General features: G+C 62.7%; 15 protein-coding genes and 2 pseudogenes. 8 read left to right on the top strand and 9 right to left on the bottom strand.

Features of this window, described 5'->3' with window-relative positions:
* Positions 1 to 316: 316 nt before the first annotated feature.
* Positions 317 to 652, bottom strand: coding sequence for a hypothetical protein (locus tag ACODNH_RS07335; protein WP_306708804.1), 336 nt, complete (start codon positions 650 to 652; stop codon positions 317 to 319).
* 776 nt (positions 653 to 1,428) lie between these two features.
* Positions 1,429 to 1,829, bottom strand: a pseudogene (locus ACODNH_RS07330) (ATP-binding cassette domain-containing protein); the annotation flags it as partial.
* 222 nt (positions 1,830 to 2,051) lie between these two features.
* Here ACODNH_RS07330 and ACODNH_RS07325 point away from each other — a divergent pair.
* Positions 2,052 to 2,204 (top strand): annotated as a pseudogene (locus ACODNH_RS07325) (acyl-CoA dehydrogenase family protein); the annotation flags it as partial.
* Positions 2,205 to 2,252: 48 nt separating this feature from the next.
* Here ACODNH_RS07325 and ACODNH_RS07320 read toward each other — a convergent pair.
* On the bottom strand, positions 2,253 to 2,696 hold the full coding sequence (locus tag ACODNH_RS07320; protein WP_004591128.1) for a MaoC/PaaZ C-terminal domain-containing protein: 444 nt from the start codon (positions 2,694 to 2,696) through the stop codon (positions 2,253 to 2,255).
* Positions 2,697 to 2,973: 277 nt separating this feature from the next.
* On the opposite strand from ACODNH_RS07320, the gene ACODNH_RS07315 reads away from it, so the two are divergent.
* Entirely contained in the window at positions 2,974 to 3,783 is an 810-nt protein-coding gene (locus tag ACODNH_RS07315; RefSeq protein ID WP_306708796.1) for an SDR family NAD(P)-dependent oxidoreductase, read from the top strand.
* 39 nt (positions 3,784 to 3,822) lie between these two features.
* Here ACODNH_RS07315 and ACODNH_RS07310 read toward each other — a convergent pair whose 3' ends face one another.
* Positions 3,823 to 4,518: an HAD family hydrolase gene (locus ACODNH_RS07310; protein ID WP_434531201.1), complete on the bottom strand. Its 696-nt coding sequence runs from the start codon at positions 4,516 to 4,518 to the stop codon at positions 3,823 to 3,825.
* Between the two features lie 167 nt (positions 4,519 to 4,685).
* Between ACODNH_RS07310 and ACODNH_RS07305 the strand changes: the two genes are divergently transcribed.
* A complete protein-coding gene (locus ACODNH_RS07305) occupies positions 4,686 to 5,903 on the top strand; it encodes an acyl-CoA dehydrogenase family protein (protein WP_434531200.1) in 1,218 nt (405 codons plus the stop codon).
* A gap of 26 nt (positions 5,904 to 5,929) precedes the next feature.
* Here ACODNH_RS07305 and ACODNH_RS07300 read toward each other — a convergent pair whose 3' ends face one another.
* The 3 genes from ACODNH_RS07300 to ACODNH_RS07290 all read right to left on the bottom strand — a co-directional run bounded on the left by ACODNH_RS07300 (position 5,930) and on the right by ACODNH_RS07290 (position 9,971).
* On the bottom strand, positions 5,930 to 7,894 hold the full coding sequence (locus tag ACODNH_RS07300; RefSeq protein ID WP_434531199.1) for a 3-hydroxyacyl-CoA dehydrogenase/enoyl-CoA hydratase family protein: 1,965 nt from the start codon (positions 7,892 to 7,894) through the stop codon (positions 5,930 to 5,932).
* A gap of 167 nt (positions 7,895 to 8,061) precedes the next feature.
* On the bottom strand, positions 8,062 to 9,132 hold the full coding sequence (locus ACODNH_RS07295) for a phosphotransferase family protein (RefSeq protein ID WP_434531198.1): 1,071 nt from the start codon (positions 9,130 to 9,132) through the stop codon (positions 8,062 to 8,064).
* Between the two features lie 44 nt (positions 9,133 to 9,176).
* Positions 9,177 to 9,971 (bottom strand): enoyl-CoA hydratase-related protein, encoded by a 795-nt coding sequence (locus ACODNH_RS07290; protein ID WP_434531197.1) that lies wholly within the window; start codon positions 9,969 to 9,971, stop codon positions 9,177 to 9,179.
* A 170-nt stretch (positions 9,972 to 10,141) separates the two neighbouring features.
* Between ACODNH_RS07290 and ACODNH_RS07285 the strand changes: the two genes are divergently transcribed.
* Positions 10,142 to 11,797, top strand: coding sequence for a long-chain-fatty-acid--CoA ligase (locus tag ACODNH_RS07285; protein ID WP_434531196.1), 1,656 nt, complete (start codon positions 10,142 to 10,144; stop codon positions 11,795 to 11,797).
* A gap of 145 nt (positions 11,798 to 11,942) precedes the next feature.
* A complete protein-coding gene (locus tag ACODNH_RS07280; RefSeq protein WP_306708782.1) occupies positions 11,943 to 13,004 on the top strand; it encodes a zinc-dependent alcohol dehydrogenase family protein in 1,062 nt (353 codons plus the stop codon).
* A 56-nt stretch (positions 13,005 to 13,060) separates the two neighbouring features.
* Here the strand turns inward: ACODNH_RS07280 and ACODNH_RS07275 are convergent, their stop codons facing one another.
* Positions 13,061 to 14,530: an aldehyde dehydrogenase family protein gene (locus tag ACODNH_RS07275; RefSeq protein WP_306708781.1), complete on the bottom strand. Its 1,470-nt coding sequence runs from the start codon at positions 14,528 to 14,530 to the stop codon at positions 13,061 to 13,063.
* A gap of 82 nt (positions 14,531 to 14,612) precedes the next feature.
* Between ACODNH_RS07275 and ACODNH_RS07270 the strand changes: the two genes are divergently transcribed.
* Positions 14,613 to 15,776 carry an acyl-CoA dehydrogenase family protein gene (locus ACODNH_RS07270; RefSeq protein ID WP_306708779.1) on the top strand — a complete coding sequence of 388 codons (1,164 nt, stop codon included), beginning with the start codon at positions 14,613 to 14,615 and terminating at the stop codon, positions 15,774 to 15,776.
* Positions 15,777 to 15,835: 59 nt separating this feature from the next.
* Here ACODNH_RS07270 and ACODNH_RS07265 read toward each other — a convergent pair whose 3' ends face one another.
* Positions 15,836 to 16,606 (bottom strand): IclR family transcriptional regulator, encoded by a 771-nt coding sequence (locus ACODNH_RS07265; RefSeq protein ID WP_306708777.1) that lies wholly within the window; start codon positions 16,604 to 16,606, stop codon positions 15,836 to 15,838.
* A 145-nt stretch (positions 16,607 to 16,751) separates the two neighbouring features.
* Between ACODNH_RS07265 and ACODNH_RS07260 the strand changes: the two genes are divergently transcribed.
* Complete coding sequence (locus ACODNH_RS07260; RefSeq protein ID WP_306708775.1) at positions 16,752 to 17,885, top strand: serine hydrolase domain-containing protein; 1,134 nt, start codon at positions 16,752 to 16,754, stop codon at positions 17,883 to 17,885.
* Positions 17,886 to 17,998: 113 nt separating this feature from the next.
* Positions 17,999 to 19,297, top strand: coding sequence for a DUF362 domain-containing protein (locus ACODNH_RS07255; protein ID WP_306708773.1), 1,299 nt, complete (start codon positions 17,999 to 18,001; stop codon positions 19,295 to 19,297).
* Positions 19,298 to 19,765 lie beyond the last annotated feature (468 nt).

Here is a 19,765-nt window from a genome sequence, read left to right as displayed (position 1 = left end):
CGGGAGAGTACGAGCACCCAATGTGCTCGCAGACAGTGCTCCGCGCCATCCGATATTTGTTATATAGCTCTTTATTTGCTGACCGTCGGTGAACTGGGCAGCAGGAGGCCGCTACTGAACGTTGTCCACACCGACCGACATGCGTCGTCGTTGAACACCGCAACTGGTACACTGGCGGGTCTTACGGTTGTCGACTTCGGCCATTACTGTCCGTTTGCGACGGACTAGCCAACCGCTACTGGCTGGGTCGTGGGACATCACGACACCGGTCTGGTGTGAAACGAGTCGGCCCACGACGGGTCCGCCGAAGTGGTCCTTATTCTTCGGTGGTGAGTTTCGGGCCTGGCTTCCAGGTGTTGCCTTCGAGGACAACAAGGTCGTAGCGTTCGAGCACCTGAAGCGTGTCGACGACTGCCTGCGCGTCGAAGGAGACGGTCATATCCTCGGGCAGTTGCTGGGCGATTGCGCTGCGTGTCCCACCGTCCATCCGGACCACCGTGTCGAGCAACTGTTCGAGGTCGTCGAGTAGTGAGACGAGCGATGTCGATCCCTCATCTTCTGTCGCCAGTTTCGACATAACTTCGTCGTAATTCCCCGATATCTCCATCGATACTGACACGGCCTCGCCTTCGATGTCGTCTTCGTCTCCCATGGCAGCAAATATATGCACACTTGTAGAAATGCGTTTCCATATCTCTTACAACAGCCCCATCTGACGGCTGTTTCACTGCAAAACCGAGTTGTATGGATATCATTGTGTTGCCCCCATATACCTCTATAAGCTAGAATTGAGATATACTCTTCACAAGTCTGGAAACCAATACGTGGGTATAAAAATAAAAAATCTTATCGAGCCTCGTAGTTCCAAATTACTTCGATATATATTGCTTATTTGGACTTGCATCTCTGGCCGAGTCTGGTACTATAGCCTCGGTAATCGCACACTTCATCGAAGATGCACTGCTCTGTGCTAATGGTTCAGATAAATCGAACGAGAGGCGACACACGGTTAACGAGGCAGGCTGCCCGCTCTTCTCCGCCTGGATAACAAAAGTACGGTTATTATCACTCTATACTGAACAGTCTCCTGTCTCTCGCGCTGGACCGGGCTCCGGGCGAGCCACGGTGTCGTGGAACACCGTCAGTTTCAGCATACGGAACGACAGCGCTTCGATTGTGTTTGTTTCCGGTTGCTTTGCGTTTGCCGACGATGGAACAAGGTGATGCGGAAAATACCAGCACGCGCGTACAGCAACAGATGCGCATATTTCGCGGGGCGCTGTAGTCGGTAGGTGGCCATCCGCCGCTCCCACTGTCACAGCACGTGTTCGAAAATGTGAATTATCGGCAGCGAACCGCGACTGCGGGACTGCCAGCCGGCGACAGGCATGGTGTACCATGCCCTTCATTTACCTCACCAGCGCCCGCTCAGTGGATGCCGACGTATGCCTCCGTGATGTAGTCGTTATCCTGAAACTCCGCCGCGGAGCTACTGAGTTTGACCCGGCCGGATTCCAGCAGCGAGAGCCGGTGGGCGTGGCGCAGCGGGAACGTAGCGTTCAGCTCGACGAGCAGGAGTGTCTGGACTTGGTCGTTCAGCGTCTCGATAGCGTCACCGATGTTGTCGATGATAACGGGGGCCAGCCCGAGCGTCGGCTCGTCGAGAACGAGTAGCTCCGGGTCGTCCATCAGTGCCCGTCCAATGGCCAGCATCTGCTGCTCGCCGCCGCTCATGGTCTGGCCTGCTGGTCCCGACGATCATCGAGCCGCGGGAACAGATCATACACCATCTTCAGGTCAGCCCGGATGGCATCGTGGTCCTCGCGGAACGATTCGAACTGCTCGGAGAGTTGCCGGACCTCCGATTGGTTCAACCCGGGAAGGGTTCATCGAGCAAGAGGAGGTCCGGCTCTGTTGCCAGCGCTTTCTCAATTTCGAGGCAGCGAACATCGGCGTGATGCAGGGTGCTATGGTTGTCGTTGAGTGCGTCCTCAATGTTGACCTGTGCGGCGTAGCCGGCGATTGCATCGTCGCTTGCACCCCCGTCGAACGAACTGGCCGACGCGGCGATTCAGGTCCACGGCGGCGCGGGCTACGTCACCGACCACAACGTCGAGCGGTACTACCGCGACGCCCGCATCACCAAGATCTACGAGGGGACCAGCGAGATCCAGAAGAACATCATCGCCGACCGCGTGCTGTGAGGCCGCGACAGACGGACTGCCGACGCTGTCACTGATTCGACAGCCGGCCTACCGACGGAGCGTCAGGAACTCGGCCGAGAAAACAGCTTCGTCGGCCTGATTCAGCGCGGTGACTTCGGTCCGGACGACGCCCGTCGCAACCGGGTGGTCCCGCCGTTCCGTGTCGACAATCTCAGCCTCGACGTGAATGGTATCTCCTAGGAACACCGGCTTGATGAACCGAAGCCGGTCGATGCCGTAGAACGCGACCATGTGCCGCTTTTCGGCCTCGTCGCGGGCCTGCCATAGGAGGCCAGTGACGACCGAAAACACCAGCGCGCCGTGGGCGATACGCTCGCCGTACCCCGAGTCGGCCATCCGCTCGGCATTCGTGTGGAGATGATTGAAATCCCCGCTGACACCCGCGAAGTTGACCACGTCGGCCTCGGTAATAGTCCGTCCCGAGGTGGTGAAGCTATCGCCAACGTCGACTGCGTCGAACTCGCCGGTCATCTTACTGGCCCTCGCAAGCGGCCGTGGAACGGCGCTTCGGTTGCTGGTCAAGTCGGCACTGCCGCGTTCGTACCCGCCGGTCCCGGGACTGCGGTCCGCTACTGTTGCTGGACATACACGTCGGAACCGTGTCCCGCACCGGTGTTAATCCTACCGGGGCTCGCCGGTTACTCGCGACACCACCACAGGGAAACACAGCGTCTACAGGCTGTTCTGACTGTTCAACTATATTCAACGGAACCCGGCAGAGAGCGTTCAGGACGTAGCTTTATTGCGGATGCCCGAGATGTTCGATGCGATGTCAAAGCCACACACAGAGCGGTTTCGCCTGGAGGATCAGCGGGCGATTATCACAGGTGCATCGAGCGGCATCGGCCGGGCAATCGCGGAGGAGTTCGCGGCCGACGGGGCCGATGTGGTTGTCTGCTCGCGCGAACAGGACAACGTCGGACCGGTAGCCGACGAAATCAACGACAGCGACCGGCCCGGCGAAGCGGTCGCTATCGAATGCGACGTGACAGACCGCGAGGCCGTCGAGGCGCTTGTGGAAGCGACCGTCGACGAGTTCGGCGGACTGGACGTGCTCGTGAACAACGCCGGCGCGAGCTTCATGTCCGGGTTCGACGACATCAGCGAGAACGGCTGGAAAACCATCGTCGACATCAACCTCCACGGGACCTACCACTGCACGCAGGCGGCCGGGGACGCGCTAGCCACGGACGGCGGTGGGACGGTCATCAACCTCTCCAGCGTCGCCGGAGAACAGGGCGCACCGTATATGAGCCACTACGGGGCCGCAAAGGCCGGCGTCAGCAATCTCACGTCGACGCTGTCGGCGGAGTGGGCTGACCGCGACATCCGCATCAACTGCATCGCGCCGGGCTTCGTCGCCACGCCGGGCGTGGAGTCACAGATGGGCGTCAGCGCCGACAACATCGACCGCGAGGCCGTCGAGCGCCGCATCGGCCTCTCGGAGGAAATCGCCGACATCGCGCTGTTCCTCGCCAGCCCGGCGTCGTCGTACATCGTTGGCCAGACCATCACCGCCGCCGGTGTCCCACGGCTCGAAGAGACGCCTGATATCTGAGCGCTGGGAGTTCCAGTACCGACGGTCGAAGCCGCAGTTTCACTCCAAGACGCCAAGCCAGTCCGGCAGCTCTCGGAGGTCGTCGAAGGCGATATCCACGGCGGGTCCGTCCTCGGCCCCGTAGGCAACCGTCCACAGCCCGGCCCGTGTTCCGCCGTCCATATCGTGCTCGTAGCGGTCACCGATCATCACAGCTTGTGCCGGTTCGACTCCGGCTTTTCCGAGAGCCGTTTCGAACATCGCCGGGTCCGGCTTGGTTCGACCGACGGACTCCGAGGCGGTGTACGAATCCATCGCGTCCCAGACGCCGAAGGTCCGAAGGAGTTGCTCACCCTCGTCGTCGTCCACATCGCTGATGATGCCCTGATGGAGCGGCGCGTCTGCCAGATCATCGATGGCCGCGACGGCGTCGGGGTTGGGCTCGACCTGTTCGTTACGGATTTCCTGAAACAGTGATTCCCACTCGGTTTCCTCGGGACTGACTGTCAGAATCTCATCGACTGCCCGCCGGTAGCCTTCGCGGGCTGGCCGGAACGCTGTCCCCTCGCGCTCGCCGAAGTACGTTCCGAGAACATCCCGCCATCGTTCGAGGGCCGCGTCTGAATCTGTAGTCGCCGGGTACTCCGCACACAGGCGGTCGACAAACTCGCGGTGGGCCGCCCGGACGGACGCCATCCGGAGGATCACGCCCCCGATGTCCCAGAAGACGGCCTCGACGTCTGGACTCTCGCTCACGGCAGCGGCTTGGACTGGCCCGGGTATGAAACTACCGCCGACGCTCTGAGTCCGTGGGTGCATCGTGATGGGTGTCCCAGGGCACAGCTCTGGAAAATAAACGACCGACCACTCGTTCGCTGTGCTCCAACACTTATGATGACGACGTGCGAGAGCGAGAATGTGCCATGATATCGTTCACCGATTCCGAGGCCGCGACTGCGCTTGCCGAGCGTGCCCGAGCGTTGATGGACGAGGTCGTCATTCCGCGGGAGCGAGAGCTCGCGGGCGGGACGGCTATCTCCGATGCAACAGTTCGCGACCTCCGCGCTGCCGCACGGGAGTACGACGTGTACGCCCCACAAATTCCCGAGGAACACGGCGGGATGGGCTACGATTTCCGTGATGTGTTGCCGACATTCGAGGAAGCGGGGCGAAGCCTCCTTGGCCCGATTGCGATGCGCGTCGACGCGCCCGACGAGGGCAATATGCATCTGCTGGAGATGCAAGGGACGGCGCTCCAGAAATCGGAGTACCTCGACCCACTCGTCGAAGGCGAGATACAGTCGGGCTTTGCAATGACGGAGCCGATGCAGGGCGCGGGCTCCGATCCGAAGATGATTCGAACCACTGCAGAGAAAGACGGCGACGAGTGGGTCATCGACGGCCACAAGTGGTGGACAACCGGTGGCGTTGACGCCGATATTCTGCTCGTCTTCGCTCGGACGGACGAGGACGTACACCCGTATGAGGGGTGTTCAGTGTTCATCGTCCCGGCCGACGCCGACGGCGTGGACATCGTCCGGAACGTCCCGCATATGGGCAGCCAGGGCGACCCGAAGGGCCACGCCGAAATCGAGTTCAACGGCGTTCGCGTCCCCGAAGAACACCTGCTGGGCGAGGAAGGCAACGGCTTCCAGCACGTCCAGCAACGGCTCGGCCCGGCGCGGCTCACCCATTGTATGCGCTTCTCGGGGATGGCTGAGCGGGCGCTGTCCATCGCCAAGGCCTACACCACCGAGCGGCAGGCCTTCGGCGACTCCGTGGCCGACAAACAGCACGTCCGGTTTGAAATCGCCGAACAGGAGACACAGATTCAGGCCGCGCGGGCACTGGTCCGGGCCGCCGCTGACGCCATCGCTGCCGGCAAGGAAGCCCGCGTCGAGGTGTCGATGAGCAAAGTGTTCGCCGCCCGAGCGACGCAGGACGCCATCGACACTGCTGTCCAGTTCTGTGGCGGCAACGGCATCGGCCGGGACCTCCCGCTGGCGGACTTCTATGAACTGGTCAGGACGTTCCGCATCGTCGACGGGGCCGATGAGGTCCATCTTCGGACCATCGCCCGCGAGGCCTTCGAGGACGTGGACAGCGAGGAACTGGAGCCAGTGCGTCGCTACCGCGAGTAGGATAGGGCCGTCAGCGGCAACGGTCGCTACTCTCCCTCGAACTCCGGTTCGCGGTCGGCCGCAAAGGCCGCCGTCCCTTCCGCTACGTCGTCAGTCGTCAGCAGGAGCGCAAAGGCCTGGCTCTCCATTTCGAGGCCGGCGTCGAGGCTCTCGTCGGCTCCTTCGTTCATCACACGCTTGGCCTTCCGCAGAGCAATCGGCGGCCCGGAAACGAGGTCCGAAACGAACTCTTCGACCACGTCATCGAACTCGTCGGCGTCGACGGCCCGGTTGATGAGTCCCCAGTCGGCCGCCCGCTCGGCGGAGATGTGCTCGCCGCGGAACACGAGTTCTTTCGCTCGGGCGTCGGTCAACATTCGGATCGCACGCTGTGTCCCACCGCCGCCGGGGAGCAGGCCGAGCGTGATTTCGGGGAAGCCAAACTCCGAGTCGGTCGTCGCTAGCCGGAGGTCACAGGCAAGGGCGAGTTCCAGCCCCGCGCCGAGACAGTAGCCGTCGATGCGCGCCAGTGTCGGCCGGGGGTACTCGGCGACCGTCGTGAACACTGCTGTCGGCTCTGAGGTCTGTGCTGGGTCGCGGTCCGCAAAGCCGGAGATGTCGGCTCCGGCAGAGAAGGCGCGGTCGCCGGCCCCTTCGAACACGACGGCCCGGACATCGTCCTCGTCAACCGACGAAAGCAGGTCGACGACCTCGTCCGCGAGGGTTTCGCTGATAGCGTTCATTCGCGATGGGCGGTCGAGTTCCACTTCTAGCAGGCCATCGTCATCGAGTTCCCAGTTAATCGTGTGGTAGTCGCCCGGGCCGTCGCCGGTGTCGTACTCGTGGAAGCCCCGGCCCGCTTCCGTGCCGGTGTGGCCGGCTTCTACGAGCTCAACAAGGTACTCCGCCGGCTCGTAGCGGTCGTCGCCGTGCTCGTCGTGGAGCTTCCGGAGTTTTTCGAGGACCCTGTCGAGGCCGATGTCGTCGGCCCGGCGGCAGGTTCCCTCGGGGAAGCCCGCCCCGAGTCGCATCCCCGTGTCGATGGCCTCTGCCGTCGCTACGTCGTCGCCGACGAGCTTTGCGGCCTCGTTCGCCATCACCGCTTCGACGCGGCGGTGGTCGAACCCCTCGGCATCCTCGGGGACGTACTCCGGGCCGCCGCCGTCGTCATAGTCGTAGTACCCCTTGCCGGTCTTGCGGCCGAGGTTTTCGTTTTCGACCTTCTCCGCCATGATGGGCGGCACCGGTCTCCCGGCCTCCGTCCGGACGTGGTAACCGATGTCGATGCCGGTCAGGTCGCCGAGTTCGAACGGGCCCATCGGGTAGCCCCGCTCGTGGACCATCGCGGCGTCGGCCTGCCGGATGGTCGCCTCGCCCGCCGAAACCATCCAGGCTGGCTCGCTCATGAACGGCCCGAGGACGGAGTTGACGACGAACCCACGCACGTCCTTGCGGACGTAGATCGGCGTCTTGCCGAGAGATTCGATGAACTCGTAGCCGCGCTGGGCTGTCTCGTCGGTCGTTGCCTTACCGTAGATGACTTCGACGAGGTCCATCTTCACCGGCGGATTGAAGAAGTGTAGTCCCAGCACCGAGTCCGGCCGCTCCGTCGCTGCGGCGATCTCCGTAATGGACAGCGAGGAGCTGTTCGTCGCCAGCAGCGCATCTTCGGGCGCTGCGGCGTCGACGGACTCGAAGATGTCCTGTTTCACTGAGAGCTGTTCCGGGCCGGCTTCGATGACCAGATCCGCGTCGCTCACCGCCGCTTCCAGATCGGTCGTCGTCGCGACCCGCGCCGCCACGTCGTCGGGGTCCTCGTCGAGTCGCCCCTTCTCGGCGAGCTTTTCGAGCGACCACTCGATTTCCTCGTAGCCGTCCTCGACGATGTCCGCCTCGATGTCACGCAGCACGACGTCGTAGCCGGCGATCGCCGTGACCTCGGCGATACCGTGGCCCATCGTTCCCGCACCGAGCACTGCCACTGTCGCTATCTCTGCCTGATCAGCTGGCATACGCGTAGTGTCTGCTGCAACACATATCAATCATCCCCCTAGCGTCCGTTTTGTGTCGCAATACGTCGACGATTATTACCAGCCAGAAAGCCCCCGGCGAGCTGTGTATGGGGTTGCTGCCATCTGCCGGGACTTCGACACGCAAATCGGCTCTTATATCTTCTCTGTTAGAGCGGTTCGTCGCCTTCGATAATCCGAATCGCACGGTCGGCCAGCGCCGGGACACGGTTCTCCATCAATGGATAGAACGGGTCGTCAGCGTTGCCTTCCAGATAGCGGCGGTAGAACATCTCACCGAGGGCGGCGAGCTTGTACACGGCGAGCGTCCGATAGAACCGCTCGTGTTCGAACGTCAGGCCGGTCTGGGCTTCCCAGCGGTCGACCAGGTCCGTCCGGGTCAGGTAGCCCGGTGCTTCGATGAACTCCATCGCGAGGTCGGGAATCTCCGGCTCGGGGTCCTTGGCGTCACGCCAGTACGAGAGCAGCCAGCCGAGATCGGCCCGTGGGTCGCCCAGCGTCGCCATTTCCCAGTCGAAGACGGCGGCGAGGTCCGGGTCGTCACCGGGGCCGAACATCACGTTGTCGAGCTTGTAATCGCCGTGAACCAGCGTCTCTGGATGGTCGTCAGGGCACTCGTCCTGGAGCCACGAGCCGACCCGCTCCAGTTCAGGGACAGTGCGGGATTCGGCCGTCCGCTCGAACGCCCAGGCCAGCTGTTTCCCCCAGCGCGCGACCTGCCGCTTCGCATACCCGTCTGCACGACCGAGGTCTGACAGGCCGACGGATTCGGTATCAACCTCGTGGATAGCCGCGAGGGTGTCGACCAGCTCGGTGCCGACTGCCGCCCGGGCGTCGTCGTTCCCGAAGCGCGCTGGCTCGTCGTCTCGGATGACGGTCCCCTCGACGCGGGCCATGACGTAGAAATCGCTGCCGATGACCGACTGATCGTCACAGGCCGTCACCGTCGGCGGGACCGGTACGGCTGTGTCCTGCAGTGCGTCGATGACGCGATACTCCCGCAACACGTCGTGGGCTGTCTCGGCGGTCTGGCCCGGCGGGGGCCGCCTGACGACCAGCTCACGGTCACCCCAGGTGACAAACAGCGTCTCGTTGGAGTGGCCCTGCTCGTGGCGCGCAACGTTGAACGTCTCGACCGGCCCTATCTCCCTCGTAAGAAACTCTTCGAGCGCACTTTCGTCGACCAGCCGCTGGTAGTAGTCGCTGCTGTGCTCAGTCATGGTCGCTGATTGGGTTCGGTATCATGAAAAGCTGGGGGTCGTGTTCACCGTCCGACGAACTCTGGCCGGCGGTCGGTCAGGAACGCCTCGACACCCTCCTCGTGGTCGACTGTCTCGAAGACGATGCCCTGGGCCGTCGCCTCGTCGCGCTGGGCGCGGTCGAAAGACTTCTCCAGACCGTCCTGAAGCAGCCGCTTGGAATGCCGGAGGGCAATGGTTGGCCCATTGGCAATGCGGCTGACAGTCGCCGCGACTTCGGACTCGAACGCTTCGGCGTCGTAGACGTGGTTAAACAGGCCCAGTTCCGTGGCTCGCTCGGCGTCCAGAATCTCGCCGGTGAACACGAGTTCCTTTGCGACGTTTGTCCCGACGACTCGTGGGAGCAGATACGACGTGCCGGCGTCGACGCTGAGGCCGACCTGCCGGAACACGAAGCCGATGCTGGCCGACTCGCTCGCCAGCTGGATGTCACAGGCGATCGCGAGGTTCGCGCCGGCCCCGACGGCCGACCCGTCGACCTTCGCGACGGTCGGGACCGGCAGTGCGACGACTCTGGCGATGGTGTCGCGGGTCCGCCGGGCCAGTTCGCTGACGGCGTCGTCGGTCGGGTCGTCGTTCGTGAGCCGCTCGCTCATCCCCTCGATGCCGCCGCCGGCCGAGAACGACTCGCCAGTGCCCTCGATGACGACACATCGAACATCGGACGCTGTCTCGATAGTGTCGAGGTGGCGCTCCAGCGCGTCGTACACAGGCTGTGTGAGCGCGTTCCGCATCTCCGGTTCATTCAGCGTCAGCGTGGCGATGCCGTCGTCGATGGCGAGCAGTACGGATTCGCTCATCGGATATCCCTCTGTGGTAGCTGCATGGGGTCGCTTCACACGGCCCCGGTATAAATTTACCGCTGGTTTACAGTTTCAGTCAGCGCTGGCCACGAATGGAGATGGCACGCCACAGGCCACCACAGATAGCAGGGCTAGTTTTAACATATCGGTGTGTGTTGACACGGAGTATGCCAGGTGGTGCACCACTCAACCTCCGGTCATTCCTGTGGCGTGGCGAGAACGTGTTCCCCGACAGCGAGATCGTCTCGCGGACACATCAGGGGATTCACCGGTACACGATAGCGAACTACGCCGAACGCGTACGGAAGCTAGCCTCTGCCCTCGAACAGGCGGGCATCGAACGCGGCGACAGAGTCGGGACGTTCGCCTGGAACAATCACTGGCACCAGGAAGCCTACTACGGGGTCGCCTGCATGGGCGCACAGGTCCACATGATTAACCTCCTCCTGCCCGACGAGCACATCCAGCACATCGTAGCCGACGCCGAGGACGAGATCCTCATCGTCGACCCCGTCATGCTAGAAAAGCTCGAAGGTGCCTACGACGAGGAGGCCTTCGCGTCCGTCGAGCAGTACATCGTGATGGGCGACACCGTCCCCGAAACGTCGCTGGGGCCAGTCGTCGATTACGAATCGTTCATCGCCGACGGCGACCCCGATTACTCCTTCCCGCAACTGCCCGAGGACCAGCCGGCGGGGATGTGCTACACGTCCGGGACAACAGGCAAGCCGAAAGGCGTCGAGTACACCCAGAAGATGTACTGGACACAGGTCATGTCGTTGATGACCAGTCAGGCCGGAATCAAGACCGACGACGTGGAGCTAACGTACGTCCCGATGTTCCACGTCAGCGGCTGGTGTCGCCCGTTCACGACTATCGCTGCCGGCGCTAAGACGGTCCTCCCCGGGCCGAATCCATCGGCCGAGGATCTAGCGAAGCTCATTGACGAAGAGGACGTGACCGTCTCCGCAGCGGTCCCGACCGTCTTCATGGACCTGCTGGAGTACGCCCGTGACACCGACGTGGATTTCTCCTCGGTTCGGTACTTCACCAGCGGCGGGTCCGCGACGCCGCGGTCACTGATGGAAGATTACAAGCAGGAGTTCGATGTGGACCTCATCTCCGGCTACGGCATGACCGAGACATCACCAGTCACCCACGCCTACGAGCCCAAGCCCGGAATGACGGACCTGCCGGAGGAGGAACTGTTCGACCTGCGGAGCCACTCCGCGGGGCTCCCGATTGCCGGGCTGGAGTTCAAAGTCGTCAACACCGACGGCGAGGAAGTGCCTTGGGACGGCGAGTCGCTGGGCGAACTCTGGATGCGTGGCCCGTGGGTCACACAGGAGTACTACAACGCTCCCGACGCGACCGAACAGGCCGTCACCGACGACGGTTGGTTCAAAACCGGTGACATTGTCCGGGTGAGCCCGGAGGGGTACGTCGACGTGGTCGACCGGATGGATGACTTGGTTAAGAGCGGCGGCGAGTGGATCGCCAGCGTCGAGGTCGAAAACGCGGTTATGGGTCATGACGAAGTCGTCGAAGCCGCAGTTGTCCCTGTTCCCCACGAGCGGTGGGACGAACGCCCTGCCGCGTTCGTCGTCACACGCGACGCTGTGTCCGATGAAGCCGCGCTCCGTCAGGAAATCAAAGACCTCGTCGCCGAGTCCTATCCGTCGTGGTGGGTCCCCGACGCCATCCGTCTGGTCGATGGGATCCCCAAGGGTGCGACCGGGAAATTCTCCAAGCAGACGCTCCGTGACGAGTACGTTGACGAGTCGGTCATCGAAACCGTCGCCGAGAACGCCCCGGCGACGTAATTCGGCTGAAGCGTGGCGGAGCTTTTGGCTGTCAGACACACTATCGACGGCGGCGTTCTCGGTAGTGTGCAGCCATCGTACGGCTCCAGCCACAACAGCCCCAATCGCGAATAAATATTTATGATACCCCTGTGATGATTGTGGTATGCGAGCAGCTGTCATTGAGGAGCACGGCGAACCGCTCACGATTCAGGACGTGCCCTATCCGGAGCCCCAGCCGGACCAAGTCGTCATCGAGACCGAAGCCTGCGGGGTCTGCCGGAGCGACTGGCACGCTTGGCAGGGGGACTGGGAATGGTTCGGCATCCAGACCGGTCCCGGGCAGATTCTTGGTCACGAGCCGGCCGGGGTCGTCGCCGACGTGGGTGCGGACGTCGAACAGTTCTCCGAGGGAGATCGCGTCACAGTTCCGTTCCACCTCGGCGACGGGTCGTGTCAGTACTGCCAGCGCGGGCACGCCAACATCTGTGAGACATCGATGCCGCTCGGCTTCCTCGACGCCGCACCGGGGGCGTTTGCCGAGGCGTTCCCTGTTCGCGAAGCTGACTTCAACTGCGTCACGCTGCCGGACGCGGTCGACTTCACCGAGATGGCTGGGCTCGGCTGTCGGTTCATGACGGCGTACCACGCGCTGACTGACCGGGCGGATCTCAGGCCGGGCGACGCCGTCGCGATCCACGGCTGTGGCGGCGTTGGACTCTCGGCAGTCCATATCGCCGATGCGCTGGGGGCCGAACCGATTGCGATCGACGTGCAGGACAGCAAACTCGACCGGGCACAGGACCTCGGCGCGGCGGCGACAATCAACGCTGCCGAGGTGGACAACGTTCCTGGTGAGGTTCATGCAGTCACGGACGGCGGGGCCGATGTGGCTATCGACGCGTTGGGTATCGCGGAGACGTGTCGCAATGCTGTCGGGTCGCTGGACAAGCAGGGCACCCACGTGCAGGTCGGACTCACGACTGACGAAGAGGCCGGGGAAATCTCCCTGCCAGTGGATACGATGACCCTGCAGGAAATCGACTTCCACGGCTCTTACGGGATGCCGCCGATCCGCTACGACGAACTGTTCCGGCTCATCGACGCCGGGACGCTCAACCCCTCAAAGATTGTCGGTGAGACGCTTGCACTCGAAGACGTGCCGGCGACCCTCTCGTCGATGGGCGAGTACGAGACGGTCGGCATCCCCGTTATCGACGAGTTCTGAGGCGTTACGGGGCCACCATAGATTTCCACAACGCCGTTGACGGCGCTATCGACAGTTCAGAGCAGCTGGTAGTCGCGCTCTTCGTGCTGGACGGAGATCCACTTGGTCTCGGTCAGTTCGTCCATGATCCACTCACCGTTGTACCGGCCGAGGCCGGAGTTCTTCATCCCGCCGAACGGGGCGTTGGGTTCGTCCTGAATCGGATGGTCGTTGACGTGGACCATCCCGGCGTCGATCTGGTCGGCGATGGACCGGCCGTGTTCGATATCATCGCTGTACACGCCCGCAGCGAGGCCGTACTCGGTGTCGTTGGCGAGTTCGACGGCTTCCTCGTCGGACTCGAAGGGAATGACCGGGGCGACGGGGCCGAAGTGCTCGTTGCATGCCGCGGACATATCGTTGGTACACCCTGAGAGGACGGTCGGCTCGAGGAACAGGTCCTCCGCCTCGCCACCTGTTTCCAGCGTCGCGCCGGCATCGACAGTCTGCTCGATGAACGTGGTGAGCTGGTCGACCTGGCTCTCGTTGATGATCGGACCGAACTCCACATCCTGGTCAAGTGGGTTTCCGATAGTCAGCGACTCCGCGTGTTCGACGAGCTTCTCGACGTACTCATCGTAGACATCCTCGTGGACGAGGTGGCGGTTAATCGAGATACACACCTGTCCCTGATGCCCGAACGCGCCGACAGAGCCGGCCTTGGCGGCCGCCTCGATATCGGCGTCCTCAGTGACGACGAACGGTCCGTTTCCACCGAGTTCAAGCGCCGGGAGGGCGAGCGCGTCTCCGGCCTGACTGGCCACGGACCTGCCGACTGCCGTGGACCCGGTGAACGACATCACGCGGGCGGTCGGGTGGCCGGCCATCCGGTCGCCGATGTCGGAGCCGTGGCCCGTGACGACGTTGACGACGCCGTCCGGGAGGCCGGCTTCCTCGGCGATGTCGGCAAGCAGGAGGCCGCCGGTAATTGGCGTGTCTGTTGCGGGCTTGATGACGACAGTGTTCCCCAGCGCGAGCGCGGGGCCGAGCGCTCGTGTCGTGAGGTGCAGCGGGAAGTTCCACGGGGAAATAATCCCGACGACGCCAGCGGGCTCGCGGACGATGTGATGGTCCTTGTCCTCGTGATACATCGAATCACGTACCTCTTCTTCCGGCGGGACCATCTCCAGTGCGCTCTGGAAGTCCGCCATTGCGAAGTTGGCCTCAGCAGTTGCTTTGGCCTGAACACTGCCCGACTCCGTCGCGAGCAGTTCGATGATCTCGTCGAGTCGTTCCTGCATCACCCCGATCATCGCTTGGACGTACTCGTTGCGCTCCTCGCGCGACAGCGCCGCCCAGTCGGACTGGGCCGCATCGGCTGCCTGATAGGCATCGTTGACATCGCCCTCCGTTCCGGCGGGTACCGCCGCGAACTCATCGCCTGTCGCGGGGTTAGTCACCGGAATCGTCTCAGATGCGCCAGCGTCTCTCCACTCACCGTCGATGTACAGTCGGTCCCACGCCGTCTGGCTATCTGGTTGTGACATTCCATAGTATCGACAGCGCCACGGACTTTTACCACTTTGGCAGCAGGCAAACGCTTAATTGAACCCCGGCCACAGATCCTATATGATCGATTACCTCGGTCTCGAAGGCGACCTCGGCAAGGAAGAGCGGATGGTCCGTGACACAGCCCGGGAGTTCGTCGAGAACGAAGTCAAGCCGGACGTCGGGCAACACTGGATCGACGGCACGTTCCCGACGGACCTCATCACCGAGATGGGTGAACTCGGATTTTACGCCCCGAATCTTGATGGGTACGGCCTGCCGGGGCTCAGTGAGACGGCGTACGGCCTCCTGTTGCAGGAACTGGAGGCCGGCGACAGCGGCCTGCGTTCGATGGCCAGCGTGCAAGGCGCGCTCGTCATGTACCCGATTCACGCCTACGGTAGCGACGCCCAGAAGGAGGAATGGCTGCCAGCACTCGGCAGTGGCGAGCGGGTGGGCTGTTTCGGTTTGACCGAGCCCGAACACGGCTCGAACCCGTCAGCGATGGAGACGACGGCCGAGCGCGACGCCGACGGCTACGTCCTGAACGGCTCGAAAACGTGGATCACGAACGCGCCAATCAGCGACGTCGCAGTGGTCTGGGCAAAAGTCACATCCGCCGATGGCAACCCTGTGCGGGGCTTCCTCGTCGAAACGGAGCGTGACGGCGTGACGACGAACAAGATAGACGAAAAGCTCTCACTGCGGGCCTCGATTACCGGTGAGATCAGCCTGCAGAACGCCCGCGTCCCCGAGGAGAACGTCCTGCCGGGTGTCGAGGGGATGAAAGGACCGCTGTCCTGTCTCACGCAGGCCCGCTACGGCATCGCCTGGGGGACGGTCGGAGCCGCCATGGACTGTTTCGAGACTGCTCATGAGTACGCCACCGACCGCGAGCAGTTCGGCAAACCGATCGCCGGCTACCAGCTCCAGCAGGAGAAGCTCGCTGAGATGGCGACCCAGATATCGTTAGGCCAGCTGCTCGCCCACCGGCTCGCCGACCTGAAGGAACGCGGCGACCTCCGTCCGGAACAGGTGTCGATGGCAAAACGAAACAACGCGCGGATGGCCCGCGAGCAGTCACGGGTGGCCCGCGAGATGCTTGGCGGCAACGGCATCACGGCCGATTACTCCCCGATGCGGCACCTGACGAACCTCGAAACCGTCTACACCTACGAAGGATCTCACGACATCCACTCGCTAATCCTCGGACACGACCTGACTGGCATCCCGGCCTTCGAGTAGGGCGGCTGTCCGATACCTTCCGGTATGTGGGACGACCCGTCGGCGTGAAACAGCACTTCTCAATCGTACGTGAGGTCGATTTTCAGTTCGCTGGCTTTCCGTTCCAGCAGATCGGGGTACGTCGATTCGATGTCCTCTTGGCTTACCCGGCCGCTCGGGCCGAAGACACTCAGCGCGCCGATGAGGTCGTCCTCGTGGTTGTACACCGGCACGCCCGCCGCCCGCAGGCCATCCATGTGCTCGGACATATTGGTCGCATAGCCCTGCTCGCGGATCTGTTCGAGTTCCTCGAGCAGCGCGTCCCGGTCGGTAATCGTGTTCGCCGTCAGCCCGTCGAGGGACGCGGTTTCGGCGAACTCCTCGATGTGTTCGTCAGTCCACTCCGCGAGGATGGCTTTCCCTGAGGCGAGCGCGTGCAACGGCCGGCGTTTGCCGATCATTGTGTCGCTCTGGAGCGGATTCCGGCCGCCGGCCCGGTGCAGATACACGCCCTCGAACCCCTCCGCGACCAGAAACAGGGCTCGCTCGTCGGTCTCTATCGCCAGTTCGATGACTTTCTGCTTGGCGACGAGATAGCCTGGCCGCCGTATCCGCGGTGGTTCGCTGAGTTGCAGAAACCGAAGCGACAGCCGGTACTCCCCGTCTTCCTCAACGAGATAGTCCATGTCGTGCAGCGTCTTGAGGTGCCGATACACCGTGCTCTTTGCGAGGTCCGTCTCCGCCCGGATGTCTGCGATTGTCGCGCCACTCGCGTCCCGAATCAGCCCCAGAATCTCGAACGATGTCCGGGTTGTCGACACCTCGGACGTTCCGTTCTTGTTTTCGAGCATACGGAATTGTGACTTCTCAGTGTGATCAACGTTTCGCACAATTGACTATGATAGTTCGGCAGCCCGAACGCAACCAGTAGCTATCCGCTGTTCGATTTTGCACCCGAACCTAACTTCTATTACGTGGCCGGACTCAACACAGACCATGTCACAGATTAGCGCGGACGATATCGAACAGCTTCGGGCCCAGTTCGACCGACAGCTCGATGTCGGACTGCACCACGGCGCACAGTTGGCGGTGTACGTTGACGGCGACCTTGTCGTCGACTTCGCCGGTGGCTCCACAGGTCCCGACGGTGACGAAACGACGCCCGAGACGCGCCACCTCCTGTTCTCCTGTACGAAACCGTTCGCTGGCGTCGGCCTGCACCAACTCGTCGAACAGGGTGAACTCGACTACGATGACCGGGTCGTCGAACACTGGCCCGAGTTTGCCGACGACGGCACACAGAAAGCATCGATCACTGTCCGGCAGGTGCTCAGCCACACTGCCGGTATCCCGTTCGGCGAGTTCGACGACCAGCCCGAGCGATGGGGCGACTGGGATGCCGTTGTCGCGGCGATGGAAGATATCGAGCCCGTGTTCGAGCCCGGAACGACCCCGGCGTATCACGCAATCAACTACGGCTGGCTGGTCGGCGAACTCATCCGGCGCTGTAGCGGCCAGCCGGCCGAGGAGTACGTTGCGGAGCACGTGTTCGAGCCGCTTGGGATGGACCATACCGGCATCGGTCTGCGGGACAACGAGCCCGACACCGTTGCGACCCTGGCCGGCTACGAGACGTCCGAGCGGTGTCACGACGTCGAAGAAGGGCTCGAAGACCCTGCTACGGAGTACGCCGCCGCATTCAATCAGGAAGCGACCCATCGGGCGGTGATTCCCGCAGCCAACGGCATCGGCACCGCCCGGGACATGGCCCGGTTCTACGCCTGTCTCGCAAACGGTGGGTCGCTGGACGGGACGCAACTGCTGACCGAAGCGACCGTTGACGAGGCGACCACGACCCACGCCGAAACCGAATCCGACGGCACGCTGTCGCGCCCGGCCCGCTACGGACTCGGCGTCTGGACCGGCGGGCTGGCCGCCGATATGTTCGGGGCCGCCAGCAAAGAACGGATGTTCGGCCACGCCGGCCTCGGGAGTTCGTTCGGGTGGGGCGACCCTGAATTGAATGTCGGATTCGCGCTCGTCACGAACGGTATCCGCGAGGAATCCTTCGAACACGCCGCTCGCGTCGGCCAGCTTTCCGACGCCGTCCGGCTGTTGTTGCAGGACTGAAAGCGGCATCCTCTGGAGCCTGTCGCTACAGGGGCTTCTGACCGTTCGTGTCCCCGGCCACGATAGAGTTGCGTGACCCGAGTTTTTGTATGGCTTGCCGATAATATTCTGACATGAACTTCCCCGACCGAGGCGATGTGGACGCCCTCATTGACCCACAGCCGCTGCCGAACTTCGCTCGCGTCCAGTACGAGCCGGAGACGGCCGCCGTCGACGACCCGTCGACCGCGGCGCGGGCCGAACTCGACCGCCTCGACTTCGATGGGCTGGAATCTGGCGCGACCGTTGCCGTTGCCGTCGGCAGCCGCGGCATTCACCATATCGATGATATCGCCGAGGCTGTCGTCAAAGCTGTCCGCGACCGGGGCTTCGAGCCGGTCATCGTCCCGGCGATGGGGAGTCACGGCGGAGCAACGCCGGAGGGACAGCGCGAAGTACTGGAGAGTCTGGGCGTCACGGAGTCGCGCCTCGATGCCCCCATCGATGCCCGGATGGACACTGCACAGGTCGACACCGTCACTGTCGGTGACACAGCGTTTCCGGTCCACGTTTCGACGGCGGCACAGGAAGCGGATGCCGTCGTCGTCGTGAATCGGGTGAAGCCCCACACCAACTACAGCGGCCGCATCGAGAGCGGTCTGGCGAAGATGACTGTCGTCGGGCTGGGCAAGCAACACGGCGCGAAGGCGTTCCACTCAACAGCGATCAAGGAGGGGTACGTGGAGGCGCTGGAAGCCGCACTCCCGGTTGTCGAGTCGGCGCTGCCGCTGGTCGGCGGCGTGGCGCTGGTCGAGAACTTCCACGAGGAGACGGCCCACGTCGAAGCGATTCCGGCGGGCTCGTTCACCGACCGCGAGCCAGCGCTGCTGGAACAGGCCTACGACGAGATGGCGACGCTCCCGGTCAACGACATCGACCTGCTCGTCGTCGACGAACTCGGCAAGGACGTCTCCGGCGCGGGAATGGACACGAATGTTATCGGCCGTTACCGCGTTCTCAACGCGCCGGACCCCGACGAGCCGTCGATCAAGCTGCTGTACGCCCGTGGACTCACCGAGGCGACGAAGGGCAACGGCAACGGCATTGGGCTGGCTGACATCACCCGACAGGCCGCCCTCGACCAGTTGGACCTGCAGAAGACGTACGCGAACGCGCTCACCAGCGGGTCGACGGCAAAGGCGAAGCTCCCCCTCGTTGCGCCGGACGACGAGTTCGCCATCCGGACGGCGCTGTCCGGGCTCGGCGGCTACGACCCTGACACCGTCCGCATTGTCTGGATACAGACCACACAGGACCTCTCGACGCTCCACGTCTCCGAGCCGCTTGTCGATGAGTTACCAGCCGCCGCCGAAGTCACCGACTTCGAGTCGCTTGCCTTTCCCGACGGGACAGCGTCGTTTACCCGGGAGTGACCCATCGATATCGGCGCCCCCGTCATGCTCCTGAAACAATTTCTAACAACTGTACATCCGTTTCTCTGACTGAACTGTGTCGCTGTGCTCCGCTGTGGCTCAGACAGGACTGCAACCCGTGCCAGTGTGAGAGGTAAAGTAGAGCTGTATTCTGAATATACACGATTATATTATGCCACATCGAACCAATATACACTTAGTACGAGTGTATGGGGCATATTGTTTAACATAAATACATTTCTAGATGTGTTTTCGATAATATGGATCCAGAAAATCTAAATATAGTAATAAAACACGGGGAAGGCGCGGTACTTCCCATCGGTGTAAATGCAGCAGTGGATGACCAGCCTGAAAAAACCGTTGTCTCCGGCCAGCAGGTGGCGATATCATCGGATTCGGACCGCGACAGCGCAAGCAAGTGCATCAGGTGCTTAGCTTATCGCTGCTGTTGTGCTCCAGTCGGCTTCG

It is taken from the genome of Haloarcula sp. NS06 (assembly GCF_051122755.1).
Taxonomy (GTDB): domain Archaea; phylum Halobacteriota; class Halobacteria; order Halobacteriales; family Haloarculaceae; genus Haloarcula.
Note: the sequence above shows the minus strand (reverse complement) of the source record. Positions and strands in the feature narration are given on the sequence as shown.